14 protein-coding genes are annotated in these 17,454 nt (G+C 57.0%); 2 read left to right on the top strand and 12 right to left on the bottom strand.

Annotated features, from left to right (window positions below; all coding sequences use genetic code 11):
- Positions 1-222: 222 nt before the first annotated feature.
- On the top strand, positions 223-519 hold the full coding sequence (locus AC3WMV_RS03710; RefSeq protein ID WP_103367010.1) for a hypothetical protein: 297 nt from the start codon (positions 223-225) through the stop codon (positions 517-519).
- 85 nt (positions 520-604) lie between these two features.
- Here the strand turns inward: AC3WMV_RS03710 and AC3WMV_RS03705 are convergent, their stop codons facing one another.
- Genes AC3WMV_RS03705 through AC3WMV_RS03680 form a run of 6 tightly spaced genes read right to left on the bottom strand, consistent with a single transcriptional unit; the run spans position 605 to position 8,771 of the window.
- The gene (locus AC3WMV_RS03705; RefSeq protein WP_256584845.1) at positions 605-1,354 is read right to left on the bottom strand and encodes a tetratricopeptide repeat protein; all 750 of its coding nucleotides are present in this window, start codon (positions 1,352-1,354) and stop codon (positions 605-607) included.
- Positions 1,351-1,569 (bottom strand): hypothetical protein, encoded by a 219-nt coding sequence (locus AC3WMV_RS03700; protein ID WP_256584844.1) that lies wholly within the window; start codon positions 1,567-1,569, stop codon positions 1,351-1,353. Before AC3WMV_RS03700 ends, AC3WMV_RS03705 begins: the two co-directional genes overlap by 4 nt.
- A 5-nt stretch (positions 1,570-1,574) precedes the next feature.
- Positions 1,575-2,549 carry a tetratricopeptide repeat protein gene (locus AC3WMV_RS03695; RefSeq protein WP_103367011.1) on the bottom strand — a complete coding sequence of 325 codons (975 nt, stop codon included), beginning with the start codon at positions 2,547-2,549 and terminating at the stop codon, positions 1,575-1,577.
- A 22-nt stretch (positions 2,550-2,571) separates the two neighbouring features.
- Positions 2,572-5,829: a hypothetical protein gene (locus tag AC3WMV_RS03690; RefSeq protein ID WP_103367012.1), complete on the bottom strand. Its 3,258-nt coding sequence runs from the start codon at positions 5,827-5,829 to the stop codon at positions 2,572-2,574.
- A gap of 33 nt (positions 5,830-5,862) precedes the next feature.
- A complete protein-coding gene (locus AC3WMV_RS03685; protein WP_103367013.1) occupies positions 5,863-6,726 on the bottom strand; it encodes a DUF4123 domain-containing protein in 864 nt (287 codons plus the stop codon).
- Entirely contained in the window at positions 6,717-8,771 is a 2,055-nt protein-coding gene (locus AC3WMV_RS03680) for a type VI secretion system Vgr family protein (RefSeq protein WP_103367014.1), read from the bottom strand. The genes AC3WMV_RS03685 and AC3WMV_RS03680 overlap by 10 nt, the downstream gene beginning before the upstream one ends.
- 374 nt (positions 8,772-9,145) lie before the next feature.
- Here AC3WMV_RS03680 and AC3WMV_RS03675 point away from each other — a divergent pair, with 374 nt between their 5' ends.
- Positions 9,146-10,447: an OprD family porin gene (locus AC3WMV_RS03675; RefSeq protein ID WP_103367015.1), complete on the top strand. Its 1,302-nt coding sequence runs from the start codon at positions 9,146-9,148 to the stop codon at positions 10,445-10,447.
- 142 nt (positions 10,448-10,589) lie between these two features.
- Here the strand turns inward: AC3WMV_RS03675 and AC3WMV_RS03670 are convergent, their stop codons facing one another.
- The 6 genes from AC3WMV_RS03670 to AC3WMV_RS03645 all read right to left on the bottom strand — a co-directional run bounded on the left by AC3WMV_RS03670 (position 10,590) and on the right by AC3WMV_RS03645 (position 17,447).
- Complete coding sequence (locus AC3WMV_RS03670) at positions 10,590-11,207, bottom strand: transglycosylase SLT domain-containing protein (RefSeq protein WP_409077687.1); 618 nt, start codon at positions 11,205-11,207, stop codon at positions 10,590-10,592.
- Between the two features lie 46 nt (positions 11,208-11,253).
- Positions 11,254-12,192, bottom strand: coding sequence for a carbohydrate kinase family protein (locus tag AC3WMV_RS03665; protein ID WP_103367017.1), 939 nt, complete (start codon positions 12,190-12,192; stop codon positions 11,254-11,256).
- A 13-nt stretch (positions 12,193-12,205) separates the two neighbouring features.
- A complete protein-coding gene (gene xylB, locus AC3WMV_RS03660) occupies positions 12,206-13,702 on the bottom strand; it encodes a xylulokinase (RefSeq protein ID WP_103367018.1) in 1,497 nt (498 codons plus the stop codon).
- Positions 13,703-13,854: 152 nt separating this feature from the next.
- A complete protein-coding gene (locus tag AC3WMV_RS03655) occupies positions 13,855-15,330 on the bottom strand; it encodes a mannitol dehydrogenase family protein (protein ID WP_103367019.1) in 1,476 nt (491 codons plus the stop codon).
- A 17-nt stretch (positions 15,331-15,347) separates the two neighbouring features.
- Entirely contained in the window at positions 15,348-16,451 is a 1,104-nt protein-coding gene (locus tag AC3WMV_RS03650; protein WP_103367020.1) for an ABC transporter ATP-binding protein, read from the bottom strand.
- A 165-nt stretch (positions 16,452-16,616) separates the two neighbouring features.
- The gene (locus AC3WMV_RS03645; RefSeq protein ID WP_103367021.1) at positions 16,617-17,447 is read right to left on the bottom strand and encodes a carbohydrate ABC transporter permease; all 831 of its coding nucleotides are present in this window, start codon (positions 17,445-17,447) and stop codon (positions 16,617-16,619) included.
- Positions 17,448-17,454: the final 7 nt, after the last annotated feature.

Here is a 17,454-nt window from a genome sequence, read left to right as displayed (position 1 = left end):
CTCGGGTTTGGTCACCTGAGCACGACACCATTGCAGATGTGCCATCATTTGCGCTGCGGACTTCTATGTCTTTGCAGTGCGCTGTTATGGCGGCTGTGTGCAGGGCGCCTTCGGGCGAGCTGAGTTTTGGCGTTGTCTCAGTTGACCAATCCTGCATGCGGCCGCCTCCCACTGTTTGGTCACGGTACTGGCGGTTACTTTCTAAAATATCGAGTAATCAAAATGCCAACACTAAATCCGCTCCCAAACCGCTATCACCCGCTCAACAGCGGCGTCACCGACAGCGCGCCAATGGTCATCGACACCCAAGCTAACCCCCAAGACATACTCGAGTCCGCCGTCCAGCGCATCCGGGCCTGCAGCGACCTGCTCGAAACCCTGCATTGCATGTGCTTCCGCCATGGTGATGTTCAGGACATTCCACACATTACCCATGCGCTGTACTTGCTGGCGCAGGACGGCAATGATTTGCTGCAGGTGGCACAGCAGCAGATGCTGGATTGGAAGGCGCCGGTTTGATGCCTTGAATGAGAACGGGAGTAGGAATGCGAGTGGGCGGCCCCCACGCCATCTACTCCTCCCGTTTGAACGTTAAGCTAGGTTTTCAACGACTTAGTTTGTCCGGGTAGAACGAAAGTGGTGCGTGAGTCGCCTTCCATTCTTTTGCAAATTTTTTACCTTCTGCAATTTGCTCAGCTGTCATCTTTGCTTCAATTTTCGGTAGCTTACTCTCTACTCTTTCTTGTAAGCCGCCACCGCCGTCTAGCTCCTTCAATGTGTAAACGAGGGCATAACCTTTAACGACATCGAATGGGAATCCATACGTGTCTGGCTCATGAGCAAGGTCAGAACCGTAACCATAAACTGTTGTGGCGTAGCTCGCTAAAGCTGCTTGCTCATTCCAATGACGGAAGCCTTCAATGTCACCTTTTTCATAAAGAAGGGCTCCGTATTCCATCATGGAGGGCGGGTACCCACTCTCAGCTGAAGCTTTGAATAATTTTTCAACCGCTTCCGAGCGTTTCCATGGAAGGAAAAAGCTGTCTCCCTGATTGTAGCTTTTAGCTAATAAATACTGTGAGATTTGATGATTTTTTGCGGCTGCCTTTTCTAGCCAAGTTGTATCGAGCGTTAATTCATACATTATGTACATGGCTTCAGTATTTCCATCTTCAGCCTTAGGCTGAGCGATGCTAGATGCTTGATTCAACCAGTCCGATGGTATTTTGTCTGTGGCAGGGCAGTCTTCTGATAATTTACATAGATCATTTTTTACTCGCCCAAGCTGGATCATTGCATAAAGATCCCCTTGGGTAGCTGCCATTTCATACCACTTTTTCGCTTCAGGATTCATGTAGCTATTTTTTGCCGTAATGACTCAGCAAGATAATATTGTGCCTCATGGTCTCCAGCCTCTGCTGCTATTCTCAGTAGAGGAGTTGCAGAGATAGTTTTAAACTGATTGTAAAGAGTTATGCCGCGAGACTTCATTGCAAGTTCGTAGTCACTTAGTGCCAGTGCGGTGGGGGCGAAGGTGACCAGCAAAAAGCCTGCGATAGTAATTTTCATGGGAGTTAACGGCTTAGCTTTTCAGGAAAGAATGACAGCGGAGGGTGAGAAAGCGCCCACTTTTTAGAGAGCTCATTTGCTTCTGAGATTTGTGAGCTTGTCAGTTTTGCAGCAATAATTGGGAGTTTGTATTCAACGTTAACTTTCATTCCTCCACCACCATCCAAGATGCGGAGGGAGGATACGAGCGAGTATGCTTTCACAGGATCGTAGGGGAAGCCGAAAGTATCAGGCTCGTGAGCAAGATACGACCCGAAGTTGTAAACCGATTCAGCATTACCTACTAGGGCAGCTTGCTCATTCCAATAACGAAAGCCGTCAACGTCGCCCTTTTCATAAAGCAGAGCTGCGTATTCCATCATCGACTTAGGGTTTCCATTTTCGGAAGATAGCTTGAACCACTTTTCTATTTCTTCAGAACGCTTCCATGGCAAGAAAAAACCTTCACCCTGTTTGTAACCAATTGCGATCCAATATTGTGCTTGCGCATCACCTGCGAGTGCGGCTTTTTTCAGCCATGACTCATCAAGAGTGATCTCATACATTAGGTACATTGCTTCTGCATTGCCGAGTTCAGATTTTTCCTGCGCTATTTTTTTTGCTTGATTCAACCATTCAATAGGTTTTTTTTGAGGTGTCGAGCAGTCTTGAGTGATATCGCACATATCATTTTCAGTACGGCCCAATTGTATCATCGCATATAGATCACCCTGTTGTGCTGACGCCTCATACCACTTTCTTGCCTCAGGATTCATGTAGTGGTTTTTTTTTCTCAATGCTTCTGCTAGGAAATATTGCGCTTCATGATCTCCAGCATCGGAAGCTTTCTGCAAAAAAGGAGTCGCAGATTCGAATTTAAGTTGGTTGTAAAGAATAATACCTTGGCTTTTTGATTGTGCGTCTTCTGTATTTAGTTCTGCTTGTGCTGCGTAGATGTTTGAAAGGGAAAGCATAATAAATAAAAGCAGTCGTACATGCATTTTTTTGTGCTCGTGATAATTTTTAAAGGGTGGGGGCTATGTACTTTACTACTCCCGAAGGGATATATGTTCTTCCTGAGTATTGGGTGCGCTGACAATATGAGTCACGTTTGGCGCCTAGAAGTTTAACGTGGTTCTTATAGCGCGTACGCATCTCTTCTCCGGATACTGATTTAAGACGAAGCACTGGCTCGTTCATAAAGTTGTCAAGAGCTAAACGGCTTTCGCAGTATTTTTGATCTGCATTTGCCGGCTTTAAACCAAATTTATTCATGCACATACAAATTTCTTCAAATTGACTCTGTGCTTTTTCTATAGAACCTTGTTTTTCCGCATTGTTAACAATCCAGCCTAATATGCATTCGACTGCGCGCTGCTGTAGAAGGTAGGCTTCGTCTTCAGTGTATTTGCGTTCTTTTTTATCCGAACTTCCTGAGGAGTCTGAAACCTTAACATTGAACTCGCTTGGCGGACTAATAAGCGTCATCAATAGCGGTCCAAGCGCACCAGGTATCGCATTTACACACCATTCTTCTAATTCGGCTTGTCTGTCATAAGACATAATGGTGTCAGCTATCGCGCCGCCTTTGCCCGTTGCAGTCAAGCTTTCATAAAGCGTCATCACGGCATCAGCACCCATGAGATAAATCATGCGGATATCAAAGCCACCAATGGCCAGAGTATTTAATTTCGAAAGGTACGCGTAGGTTTTATCTTCAATAACAAAGTACGGATTCTGTTTGTTTTTATAAAGTTCTCTACGGAACATGTTAAGCAGTTCAGTGACGGCGTCGTAGCCTACCTCGAATTTGAAGGAGCCTCCAACGCCCGGGCCGGCTATCAATGCGGCCTTGAGCACCAGAATCAGACGGCCCTCGTGCAGGGAAATACTCGCTTCAGCCCTCGCACCGAGACCGGCTGCGGCATTGAGTTCCACGGTCAAGCGCGCAAGGCTAAACCATTCGCTGGCTTTCATTCCTGCGGCTTTACCAGCAACGGGGGCTTTGGTTAGCAAGGCTACTTCGGAAGGTGGAGCCCAGTTCAGCGCTCCGGTGACCATGATCCCGGTTTGCAGACCAGCGAACAGATTGAATGCGGCTTTTGCGCCATCCTGTATCTGTAGATTTTCTGGAGCTTTTTTAATTTGGCCACTTTTCTCAGTTCTTGCGTAGCTGCGCTTATCGGGGTTGCGCACAACCGGTTCGGGAGGCGCTAAATGGAAGCCAGCGTTGCTGACATCCAGTGCAATTTCCGAAGAAAGCAGCAACGATGCTCCGGCGTAGCCCCAAGCCTTCGCGCCTAGATAGAGCGAGAACCGTCCGAGGTTCATCTTCTGCTGTATGTCTTCGGCGTTTCGGTAGGTGATGACGATATCTTTAGCGTTGGCACGGTCTGGCAAGTCGACTTTAAAGAGTTCGACTTCACCCCTTGCAAGGTCAACGGCAAAGGTCGCCTTGGCCGAGGCCTGGAACCCTTCGGCCAGTGTCCAATCTGGCCCCTCTACTTTTGTCGACGAGTGGATGATCTTCGTGGTGGAAGGCATCAGGCAACGAACCAGCTGTGCCTGCGGAGTGATATCGAAAATGCGGAAGGTCTTGCGTACGTTGTCCTTGAACAACACTTGCTGCAATCGATCCCCCCATTCTTTACGCGTACCAGCATTCTCCAGCGCCGTGACCTTGTACTTCTTGCTTTCAAGGTAGGCGTTGAATTTTTCGATCTCGAACCAGCCTTCTGAGGAGAACCAGTCGCTTTCCTGATCCTTGATCCTCAATGCACCTTCGTCTTTCAGCCACTGTCCGAACAAGCTCAGCTCAGTGTCGGTCGCTGCTTTTCCATCGCTATTGCCCGGACGCTTCGCCAGATCTTTGACCTTGGCGCCTACTTTCTTCCAGTCATCCTTTACGGTCTGTTTGAGTCGTGGCAGTGAATACATGCTGAGATAGGTGAGCGGCTTGTTGAGGCTGTCCGCCATGCTCATCTCGGCCAGCGGGAAGCCATTCTTGATCAAACGCTCTTCAGGTCTCGCCTGAAATTGTTCTGGCTCCCACAACAGATGACGGCGAACAGTCGCAGTTTCCACGTTGTTCTCAGCCTGGAGCCGTAGCTTTTCTTTTGACGCCTGCAGCCGGTCCCAGGCGGCACGTTCATTGGTCACAAGGTTGGTGGGCGCCTTGGCTTGTCGACCACTTGCTTCAATCCAGCCTTTGTACTTGGCACTGAGGCGTTCATTGACCTCTTTTTGCTCTTTCTCTAGCGCCAGATACTGCTTGAACAAGTCGACGCCACCCTCGACTGCTCCGCCCTCGGGGATCAATGCAAACTCGGGCAATGCGATTCCGTATTGGGCAACATCGGTGATGGCGTCCAGATAAGCGCTATAGGTCGCTTTCCTTTCCTTGCGTTTGATTTCCTGGTCCCGCACATATGTACACAGCATCAATTGATTATTGGTGCCGCACATCGCGATCTCATCTATTCGCTTTTTGTCCTGAGCGAGCATCGGGGCGAGTTCTGCCGACGTTAACGTGGTGAGATCCTTGTCTTCTAACAACGCCTCTCGTGCTTTCAGATATTTTTGAACGGCTTCACGTGCGGCGATGGCTTTCGGCGCATAAAGGCTGCCGCTTTCGTACGCGTAGCCTTTTTCTTTGGCTGCGGCAATGGCGGTGCGCTTGAGCTTTTGCCATTCACTGTACATGCCGTGCACGCGAGTAGCATCGTCACGGGCGGTCATCATTTCGGTTCTTTTAATCTGATCCTGTTCGAGGCGCGTGAGGGGCGTCGCAGGTGGTGCTGCTTCTGGTGCTGCGGCTTTCCTGCTCTGTTGAGCTTCAAGCAGCGCCGCGTCCAAATTGCTTATGTTGGGATGTTGAGCTTCGATCTCCAACATCCGGGACTTCTCTTCGCCCTCAAGAAAGTTTGCCAGCTTGGGCTCAAGGAAGTACTCCAGGAGACCCGATTCGTAGAGCCCTTTTTTGCGCTCTTCGGGTGATTTGGTGGAGCTGACTTTTTGTTCCAGATCGCTGGAAGCTTCTTTTAGTGCCGAGTTGGTCCGCTCCGGCAGCAGCCAGAATGATTCATTCTCAGTGTCGTAAATTGCGCTGCCATAAACTGTGGAGCAGGGCGTTTTCACTTTGTCGTGATCGCCTGGTGTATCTTCCGGCGCTTCGGGCTGTTCACCGATATCCCGAGGCGGTTTTGCACAAGCTTCATCAGCGACTACTGCTGTTGTGGGTGCTGACTCGGTGTTAGTTGCTGCGCTGATGTTCTGTTCCATTTCGCTTCCATTCATTCTTTACGGACGGGGTCATCAAGCTGCGCTGTTATCGAGTTTCTGCAACTGCTGCACTTTGATGAACGACTCTTCCCTGGATTGCAGGATGGCCATTGCCTGTGGCTGCGTTTCGAGCAGCGGGCCGTTGGTGATTTGGCCCAGTTTCAGTAAATGACGACCTTCGTAAATGTTGTGGGCAACCAGCACATTGAGGTTTTCCACGAGGTTGGGCAGTTGTTCGTCGGTAGGTTCACCGTAGGCAGAGTATTGCTCGTCTGCCCAGTAAACCCATCCAAGATGCTCCTGAACCTTTGGCGCTGCTGGTGGCAGGTTGAACGCTGAGACGTCGCCCAGCCATTCAAGTTCCGAAAGGGCTCGCCAACTGAGCCAGCGACCGCGATTGCGCCCGAAGTGAACCGGTGCCGGGCTGTATACGTGTTGCCAAGGGCCGTAGAGCTGATGCGAACTTTCACCGGCGGTGTAGGCCAGCGCGGCCCACAGACTTGGCTTGTGATAACTCAACAGACTTTGACCGCCGGAGCCATCGTTGGCACGCAGGAGCCAGCGGGCGTGTGCAAGTGCTTTGACTGGATCTGCTGTGGTGAGTGCGATGCCGGCAAAGTTCTCTTCGCAGAGACCTGCCGCTTCTGCAGCGAGGCGACTGCCCCACGGTGCGACCAGCCAGAGAGGACCGTCAGCGGCGATTTCGGCGAAGTCGGTGTTGAGGAACAGGCCTTGAGTGTCGACGGGTTCGCCGACACGGTAGAGGCGGCTCATGGCTTCTGGCTGACGGACGCGATCAATGATGAAACATAGGCTCAGGTCGGAGCTTTCTTTCGGCAAATCCTCGAAGGCGTAGCGTGGTGCTTCGAGGAGGGCGCTGAGCGTTTTTACATGCATGTGCAATCCTTACGGCTGCAAGCGCCGTTGCTTTGTTTGCCGCACAACGGCGTGATACCGGACTCGTTGAGGCGTTTGGGCAGCGGGATGAGCACTTTGCCCGCCTTATCCGCATCCGCCACCTTCATCGGCCCTGGCAGCAACGGCGCGGCCGGCGTACCTACACCCGGTGCACCGCCGGTATTGACCTTCACCTCGGCACCGCTGATGGTCACGCCACCGGCGTCGACCTTGACGAAGCTGCCGCCGGCTTTGGCGGTCAGTTCCATTGCGCCTTCGACGACGACTTTCTGGCCGGCGTAGTAATGGATTTCGCTGCCGGCTTCGACGAATTGCGCTGTGCCTACTTTGAGGTGCTGGGTGACTGCGACGGTCAGGTGATCATCTGCGCGCATTTCACTGACACGATTCAAATGGGTGATGCGGTGCTCTTCGACTTTGAATTCGCTGTAGGTGTTGGCCTCAACCGTGTCATGCCGCTCATTGCCCACGCGGATCTTCTGGTCGTGCTCGATGTTCTCGTCCCAATCCCGCTGCGCATGGATGTAGATCTGCTCCACACCCTTTTTGTCTTCAATCCGAAACTCGTTGTAGCCCTTGCCGCCCGGGGAGCTGAGGGTTTTGAAGGTGCTGCGGGTCTTGTTTGCCGGCAGGTCGTAGGGGACGACGTTTTCCTTGTGGTACAGGCAGCCGGTGACGAGTGGCTGGTCGGGGTCGCCTTCGAGGAAGGTGACGAGGACTTCCATGCCGATGCGCGGGATGGCGATGCCGCCGTAGGCGGCGCCGGCCCAGCCGCTGGCGACGCGCAGCCAGCAGGTGGTTTTGTCGTCGGACTGGCCGTCGCGGTCCCAGTGGAACTGGACTTTGATGCGGCCGTACTGGTCGCAGTGGATTTCTTCGCCGGCCGGGCCGGTGACGACCGCGGTCTGGCTGCCGAGGACTTTGGGTTTCGGGTGTTCGAGGGCAGGGCGGTAGTGCGCGTCCCACGGGGTGGCGAGAAAGCTGTTGCGGTAGCCCTGGTGGAAATCGCTTTTGTTGTCGGTGACGTCGCTGGTGACGTTTTCACCGAGCACTTGCGGTTGTTTGCCTTCGTGGAAGACTTCCAGCAGCAGCCACAGGTCGTTCCATTCAGCGCGCGGGTGTTCGGCCAAGGTCAGGAAGTGGCCGCTGGTCAGGGTCGGTTCGTCACCTTTGCCTTCGGCGAGTTTGTAGTCGCTGCGATGGCGTTCGAGGGCGCGGGTCGAGAGGAATTTGCCGCGCTCGCGGGTGGTGAAACGACCGGGGTAATCGTAGTCCTCAAGATCCGGGGCGAACTCGGATTTTACCGCGCCTTCGGGCAGGATCTTCGGTTTTTCGAAGTCGTAATCGCGGCGGCTGACGCGCGTGGTGCGGGTTTCCAGGCGCAGGTTGAAGCGCTTGATCACCGGTTTATCGGCGCTCATGCCGGAGTCTTGCTGGTAGCTCACGGCCTTGAGTTTGCGGAACACCGTCTGATCGTCGCCGAACACCAGTTTGTGCCCGCTGCTGCTGTGCTGGAAGTGGAAGTGAATGCCTTCCTCTTCGCACAGGCGCTGGATGAAATGCAGGTCGGACTCGTCGTACTGCACGCAGTAATCGCGCTGCGGATACTCGGCGTTGAGCTGGAAGCTGTAGGCGTCGGCCAGAATGCCGCGATCTTCCAGCACCTGGGCGATGATCTTAGGCACCGTGAGGTTCTGGAAAATCTGCTGGTCATGGTTGTGCCGCAGATAGGCCAGCTGCGGCACCAGGCTGATGCTGTAACGGGTCAGGGTCTTGCCGGAATCGCCTTGTTCGATGCGATACACCAGGCCATGAATCTTGCCTTCGCCGGTGGCGCCGAAGGTCAGGACGCCGGGCTTGTGCAGCAGCTCTTCGAGTTTGAGGTCGGGGCGGGCGCTGACCAGTTCGAGGTCGAAACGGAAAGGCTCGTTGAGGGCTTCGCGACCGGTGAAGCTGAGCACTTGCAGGTCGGCGGAGGCGCCTTCGAGGGTAAGGGTAATGTGGGTAGCGTTGGCGTCCAGCATGCCTTGAATTCCGTCCATTGAATAAGCAGGTGACGGATGATGGAGGATTAGACCGCCTCGTTCAAGGCGCAAATGCCGTAGGGACGGGGCCCGTGGGGTATAGGGAAAACCCCTATGGCAGCGTTTAAGCCCAATGAAATCGGGGGCTTCGCAGTCGTGAGCCATTGGTCAGCGCATGATTTGGGCCCATCGCAGGCCGAAGAATCGCCAGTCAGTTTCAGACTAAAGTCGCCTTCAGCCCGTCAAAGCCATCTGCCATCATTGCAACTCACCCCTGCGTGTCCACTTCTTCCCGGCTGTTTTTGACCCGGGACGGGAGCTATTTTTCTGGCTGACTGCGCCCCGGCGCAAACGCTGTACTGTTGGAGTTTTTCATGCGTCCCCCATTCCCTCTCATCACCCCGCGCCAGTCGTTTGGCTTCGGAGCCGTTGTGCTGTGCGCCGGTTTTGCCGCGCAGGTTCAGGCCAGCGGTTTTCTCGAAGACACCACGGCGAAAATCGAATCGCGCACGGTGTACTTCAACCGCGATTTCCGTGATGGGCATACCTCCAGTGACCAGGGCGCTTCCAAGCGTGAAGAGTCGGCGCAAGGCTTTATTCTGAATCTGCAATCGGGTTACACCGAGGGCACGGTCGGCTTCGGTATCGATGCGCTGGGCATGCTCGGCTTTCAGCTCGACTCCAGCCCTGATCGCAGCAACAGCGGCTTGCTGCCGTCCAGCGGCGACAACCCGCGCGGCTCGAAGGGCCAGTACGCGAAAATGGGCCTGACCGCCAAGGTCAAGGTCTCGGACACGGTGTTGAAGTACGGCGCGCTGCTGCCGGATCTGCCGTTGCTCAAGTACAACGACGGCCGCTTGCTGCCGACCATGTTCAACGGCGCCATGCTGACCTCCAGGGAAGTGAAGGATCTGACCTTCATGGCCGCGCGTCTGGACAAGTACACCGCGCGCGATTCCACCGATTCGCAAGACATCCGCGTGCACTGCAAGAACAAGCGCTACGCCTGTAACACCACCGCCGATCATTTCGACATGTACGGCATCGACTACAAGATCAACGATCGCCTGACCGCGCAGTATCACTACGCCGAGCTGGAAGACATCTACCGCCAGCACTTCATTGGCTTGCTGGGCAACCAACCGCTGGGTGACGGTGTGCTGAAGGCCGATCTGCGTTTGCTGAAAAGCGCCGACAGCGGTGATGCCAAAGCCGGCTCCATCGACAACCGCGCCTTGAGCGGCATGCTCTCGTACGGCATCAGCGGCCACACCTTCAGCGCCGGCTGGCAGCGCATGAACGGCGACAATTCGATGCCGTACCTCGATGGCAGCAATCCGTATCTGGTCAACTACGTGCAGGTCAACGACTTCGCCGCAGCGCAGGAACGTTCCTGGCAGCTGCGTTATGACTATGACTTCAAGGCCATCGGCATCAACGGCCTGAGCTTCCTGACCCGCTATGTCAACGGTGATCACATCAAAGTCCCGGGCAGCGATCAGGAAGGCAAAGAGTGGGAACGCGACAGCGAGCTGAAGTACGTGATCCAGACGGGCACGTTCAAGGATGTCAGCCTGCGCCTGCGCAATGCGACTTACCGCACCAACTATGAAAAGTTTGCCCGGGATGTGGATGAGACCCGGTTGATTGTGAGTTACAACTTTTCGGTGTTGTAACCCTGAGAACTATGGCGCCTGGATGACCGCTATCGCGAGCAGGCTCACTCCTACAAAGGGATGTTGGTAGACGGCGATAGCGTGTTCGCCATCGATCCCCTGTAGGAGTGAGCCTGCTCACGATTGGGCCCGAAAGTCATCCCTACAACCAATGCCAGAACCGGCTCCAGAAGCCGCGATTCAGATCTTCCTTGCACCCGGCATACTGCCGCGCATACACATCGGAACGCGTCTGCACCTTGCGCGCAGTCGGCATCAGCCAAGCTTTGCTGGCGTAGGTCTTGTTGCGGAAACCGCCCCAGCCTTCGTGGTAGTTCAGGTACTGGTTATAGGCGTCGTATTTGTACACGCCGTTGATCGAAGTGGTCTTGTCCATGTACCAGCCGACGAAGTCGATGGCGTCGTCGAAGTCTTCGCGGTCGGCCCAGTTGCGCCCGGTACTCTTCTGATAATCGGCCCAGACTTCATCCTTGGCCTGGGCATAGCCGGCGGCTGTCGACACCCGGCCCCACGGGATTACCCACAACAGGTATTTGCGCGGCGTCTTGGCGTCGTAGCGGTAGCCGGACTCCTGATACATGATCGCGAAGGGCACCTGGATCGGCACGCCCCAGCGTTTCTGCGTGACTTGCGCCGCATCGTACCAGTCGCTTTTCTCGCGGAAGATCGCGCAGATGTCTTCCGGCGAACGCGGCGGCGAGGTGCCGCAGCCGCTGAGTAATCCCGCCAGTATCAAAAGTCCAGCCGTCCGCCCCGACATCAAACCGTCATCCCCATGCGCGCAAAAAGGCCGACAGTCTACGCGCTCAGCTCAACTGGTGACGATAGGGCAAATCCGGACCGGTCTCGCTGCACGTAAGGGCGGCCGCCTGTACGGCAAACCTGAGCATCGCGTCGATCTGCTCGCGGCTGAGTTGTTGAACCCCTTCGACCGAATCCAGTGCTTGCTCGGTCAGCCAGGTGATCAGCGCCGCTTGGAAGGTATCGCCGGCGCCGACGGTATCGGCGATCTTCACTGAACATGCCGATACTGACCACGAACCATGAGCACGGCTGAACACTGTCGCACCTTCGCCGCCACGGGTCAGGAACACCAACTGGCAGCGATGCTGCAGCCAGTCTTCGATCACGCGCTGTGGATCCTGTTCGGGATACAGCAGGCTCAGGTCTTCGTCGCTGACCTTGATCATGTCGGCCAGTTGCACCAGGGTCGCCACGCGCTCGCGCCACAGGTCAATGTTTGGCTCCGGGTTCAGGCGTACGTTGGGGTCGAGGGTGATCAGGCGCTTGCCGCTTTCGCGCTGCACCAGAGTCAGCAGGGTGTCGGCGATCGGTTGCACCACCAGCGAGAACGAGCCGATGTGCAGACCACGCACTTCAGGGCCGAGCTGCGGCAGATGGGCGAGGCTTAATTGGCGATCAGCGCAGCCCTCGCCGCGAAAGCTGTAATGCGGCGAACCGTTGGCACCGACCGCGACCATCGCCAGCGTGGTTGGCGCGGCGAAATCGATCAGGTAGTCCGCACGCACGCCTTCATCCTGCAGCACCTGCTGCAAACGCCGGCCGAGATAGTCGGTGGACAGCCCGGCAAACAGCGCCGAATCCACGCCCAGACGGCGTAAGCCGACCGCGACGTTGAACGGCGAGCCGCCGGCAATCGCCTTGAAATTGACCTTCGAGGCCAGACCGCTGGCATCGTCTTCGCTGAAGAAATCGAACAGGGCTTCGCCACACACCAAATACATAATTGTTTGCTCTTTATAGGGTTGCGACATGCTGTTGATAGCGTTCATAGGCCTGCTGGAACGCCGCGACATGGGCGGCGACCGGCAGGGTTTCACTGTGCAGATCGAGCTTCACGCAGCGCTGGCACAGGTCGGCCAAAGTGTCCTCGTGGCCGTTCGACCATGACTTGCACCACGCCGCCTGAATCGCCGCGCCGAGGGCCGCGGCTTCGCTGTGTTCGGTGCAGATCACCGGGGTGTTCATGATGTCGGCGACGATCTGCCGCCACACCGCGCTTTTCGAACCGCCGCCGATCAGGCAAATGCTGCGGCTTTGTAAACCATTGTGGCGCAACAGATCCAGTCCATAACGCAAACCGAAGGTGGTGCCTTCAACTACCGCGCGACACAGGTTGGCCTGGGTCAGGTTGCTCAGGGTCAGGCCGTGCAGGCTGCCGGTGGCATGGGGCAGGGCGGGGACGCGTTCACCGTTGAGGAATGGCAGCATGCTCACGCCTTCGGCGCCGATCGGCGCCTGGGCCACGAGGTCGTTGAATTGTTCGAGATCAAGGTCGAACAGTTCGCGGATCGCGCCGGTGGCGTTGGTCAGGTTCATGGTGCAGATCAGCGGCAGCCAGCCGCCACTGGACGAGCAGAACGTCGCGACCGAAGCGTCCGCGCTGACTTTCGGCGCTTCGGCATAGGCGTACACCGTGCCGGAGGAACCGAGGCTCATGGTGATCGCTCCCGGCTGAATGTTGCCGGTGCCGATGGCGCCCATCATGTTGTCGCCACCGCCGCTGGCGACCAGCGCATTCGGGCTGAGGCCGAGCTGTTCGGCAATCGCCGGCAGCAGGGTGCCGACCGCTTGATGCGCGTCGATCAACTCCGGTAACGCGGCTTGCAGGCGACCCGTGGCGTCGATATCGCGCAGCAGTTGCAAGTCCCACTGACGGCTGCGGACGTTGAAATAACCGGTGCCGGAAGCGTCGCCATACTCGCTGCAGGCGCGGCCGGTGAGCCAGAAGTTCAGGTAGTCGTGGGGCAGCAGGACGCGCGCAATACGCGAGAACACTTCCGGGTGTTGCTCTTTGGTCCACAGCAGTTTGGACACGGTGTAGCCCGGCGCGATGACCACCCCGAGGCGCTCCAGCGAGCCTTTTTCGCCGCCGAGGTGTTTGAGCAGACGGTCGTTTTCGTCAGTGGTTTCGGTGTCGCACCACAGCTTGGCCGGGCGCAGCACCTGGCCCTGATCGTCGAGCAGCACCAGACCGTGTTGCTGGCCGGAAACGCCGATGCCGAGGATCGCCTGACCGTCGACATTGGCTGCGAGCAAGGCGCGGCGGGTGGCGAGGGCGAAGGCGTCGAGCCACTGTTGGGTGTCCTGCTCGCGCCGGCCATTGGCGCCGCTGATCATCGTGTGCATGGCGGCGCCTTCGCCGAGCACCTGACCGCTGGCGGCGTCGAGGATGATCGCCTTGGTGCCTTGGGTGCCGCAGTCGATGCCGAGGAAGAGTTGTCGGGTGGTCACAGTGAGGTCCTCAGGGTGTCAGGTGAGTCAAGGTGAAGCCAATCGCTGGCAAGCCAGCTCCCACAGGTTCTCGGTTGTATGCAAAATCCATGAACGATTGAAAACCCTGTGGGAGCTGGCTTGCCAGCGATGGCATCGGTGGTTTCACCGCATCACTCAGCCAGCACCCGCTCCAACGTGCGCGTCACACCCACCTCACGCAAGCTGTTGCAGCACCACTCGAACGCCGCCACAAACGCCGCCGAACGCGGTATCGCCGTGCCGAAGATCTCCTCAACCGCCAACAACCGCTGAGTGATCAACGCATCGTCCGCTACCAGTCCCTGACAAAACTCTGCCCGTGGATCGGGAATCGTATAAGTGTCGCCATTCTCATCCACGCCCTTCAAATACAACGCCCAGGCCGCCACCACCAACGCGGCACGCTTGGTTTCCTTACCATCGGCAATCAAGCGATTGATCGTCGGAATGGTGAACTTGGGAAACTTCGACGAGCCATCCGAGCACACCCGTTCCAGCTGATCGGCAATCGCCTGATTGGAGAACCGCGCCACCAGCGTGTTTTTGTAATCGGTCAGGTCGATGCCTGGCACCGGCGCCAGTTGCGGGGTGACGTCGAGGTCCATGTAGGCGCGCATGTAGCGCACGAACAGCGGGTCGTTCATGGTCTCGTGGACGAAGCGATAGCCCTTCAAAAAGCCCAGATACGTCAGCGCCAGGTGACTGCCGTTGAGCAGTTTGATCTTCATTTCTTCGTAGGGCGAAACGTCATCGGTGAACTGCACGCCAACCTGTTCCCAGGCCGGGCGCCCATTGACGAATTTGTCTTCCAGCACCCATTGCACGAACGGCTCACAGACCACCGGCCAGGCATCGTCGACCGCGTGTTTGTCGGCCAGTTGCAGACGATGCGCGGCGCTGGTCATCGGTGTGATGCGGTCGACCATGGCATTTGGGAAACTGACGTTCTGTTCGATCCAGTCGCGCAGTCCCGGGTCGCGCAGGGTGGCGAAGGCCAGCAGCGCCTTGCGGGTCACCGCGCCGTTATGCGGCAGGTTATCGCAGGACATGATCGTGAACGCCGGTATGCCCGCGCCACGGCGTTTTTCCAGCGCCGCGCAGAGGAAACCGAACACGGTTTTCGGCGTTTGCGGCTGTGCCAGATCGTGTTGAATCTGCGGCAGGTGCGCCATGAATTCGCCGTTGCTGTCGTCGATGCAGTAGCCGCCTTCGGTGATGGTCAGCGAGACAATGCGGATCTGCGGATCGGCAAGTTTGTCGATCAGCGCCTGCGCGCCATCCTCGGCCAGGAGCATGTCGCTGATCGCACCGATCACCCGCACTTCGGTGTCGTCGTTATCGCCGAGTTCGAACAGGGTAAACAGGTAATCCTGCTCCTTGAGGTCGTCACGGGCGCGGCGGTCTTCCGCGCGCAGGCCGACGCCGCAAATCGCCCAGTCGAGGGCTTCGCCGGTGTTCATCAGCGCATCGGTGTAATACGCCTGATGGGCGCGGTGGAAGCCGCCGACGCCAATGTGCGCGATGCCCTGACGGGTGTCGCTGAGGTTGTAGGCCGGCAGTTGCACCTCGGGGGCGAGGCGATGCAGGTTTTGTGCATTCAGTTTCATCGTGCAGGTCTCGAAATTCAGGCCGCGGCGCGAAGCGGGCGGGTCAGCGCCACGCCATCGGCGTCGAACAGGTGGCAATGGCTGGCGTCCAGGTGCAGGTTCAGTTGCTCGCCGTAGCGGCTCGCCAGGTCACCGCGCACGCGCATGGTCAGGGCTTCGCCGGCGTTGGTGGTGACGTGGCAGAAGGTGTCGCTGCCCAGGCGTTCGCTGACGTCGGCGGTGACTTGCAGGGTGCAGTCGCCCGGTTGTGCCAGCTCCAGATGTTCCGGGCGAATGCCCAGGGTCACGGTGCTGCCGACGCTCAGGTTGGCGGCATTGAACGGCAGGGTGATGCGCGTGCCGGCGTCCAGCGAGACTTCGCAGCTCTGGCCGTCGATGCGGGCGATCTTGCCTTTGAGGAAACCCATTTTCGGCGTGCCGAGAAAACCGGCGACGAACAGGTTGGCCGGGTTGTGATAGAGGTCCAGCGGCGAGCCGACCTGCTCGATTTTGCCGCCGTTGAGCACCACCACTTTGTCGGCCATGGTCATGGCTTCGACCTGATCGTGGGTCACGTAGATCATCGTGGCTTGCAGGTCCTTGTGCAGACGCAGCAGCTCCAGACGCATCTGCACGCGCAGCGCGGCGTCGAGGTTGGACAGCGGTTCGTCGAACAGGAAAATTTTCGGATTGCGCACGATGGCGCGGCCGATGGCGACCCGTTGCCGTTGGCCGCCGGACAGCTGTTTCGGCTTGCGCTCGAGCATCGGCCCGAGTTCGAGAATGCGCGCCGCTTCGCCGACCTTTTTCTCGACTTCGGCTTTCGGTACACCGGCCAGGTCGAGGGCGAACGACATGTTTTTCTTCACGGTCATGTGCGGGTACAGCGCGTAGGTCTGGAACACCATCGCCAGATCGCGCTTGGCCGGGCTGACTTCGGTGATGTCGCGGCCATCGAGTTCGATGGTGCCGCCGCTGACCTCTTCCAGCCCGGCGATCAGTCGGAGCAGGGTGGATTTGCCGCAACCGGACGGGCCGACGAAGACCACGAATTCCTTGTCATTCACCTCAAGGTCGATGCCCTTGATGATGGAGAAACCTTCGAAGCCTTTTTGCAGATTCTTGATTTTCAGGTTGGCCATTTTGATGGGCCTCCACTTAAGTTAATTCAATGGCGCCGGGCATGCTTTTATGTGGGAGCGAGCCTGCTCGCGAAAGCGGTGTGTCATTCAGCATTAATGCCGACTGACACGGCCCCTTCGCGAGCAGGCTCGCTCCCACAGGGGATTGGGTACGGTTGGAGCACTTCATTTCACGGCACCGAACGACAAGCCGCGCACCAGTTGTTTCTGGCTGATCCAGCCGAAGATCAGGATCGGCGCACAGGCCAGGGTCGAGACTGCCGACAACTTGGCCCAGAACAAGCCTTCAGGACTTGAGTACGAGGCGATCAACGCGGTCAGTGGCGCGGCTTTCGACGAGGTCAGGTTCAGCGACCAGAACGCTTCGTTCCAGCACAGAATCAGCGACAGCAACACGGTCGAGGCGAGACCGCCCTTGGCGACCGGCAGCAGCACGCGGACCATTTCCTGCCACAGGGTGGCGCCGTCGAGGCGGGCGGCTTCGAGGATGTCTTTGGGGATGTCCTTGAAGTAGGTGTAAATCATCCAGACCACGATCGGCAGGTTGATCAGGGTGTAGATCACGATCAACGCGATGCGCGTGTCGAGCAGGCCGAAACTCTTGGCCAGCAGGTAGATCGGCATCAGCACGCCCACCGGCGGCAGCATCTTGGTCGAGAGCATCCACAGCAGCGTGCCCTTGGTGCGCTGGGTTTCGTAGAACGCCATCGAGTAGGCGGCGGGCACCGCAATCAGCAGGCACAGCGCCGTGGCACTGAAGGAAATCACCACTGAGTTCCAGGCGAAACTGAAGTAGTCGCTGCGCTCGTTGATGTGCAGGTAGTTCTCCAGCGTCGGCGTGAAGATGAACTGCGGCGGCGTGGCGAAGGCGTCGATTTCGGTCTTGAAACTGGTCATCACCATCCAGAAGATCGGGAAGAAAATCACGATCGCGATGGCCCAGGCCAGGGTGCCGAGCAGCAGGCTTTGCAGCCGGCGGGATTGTTGAAGAGTCATGGCAGGC

Source organism: Pseudomonas sp. FW305-3-2-15-E-TSA4 (assembly GCF_058787295.1).
Note: the sequence above shows the minus strand (reverse complement) of the source record. Positions and strands in the feature narration are given on the sequence as shown.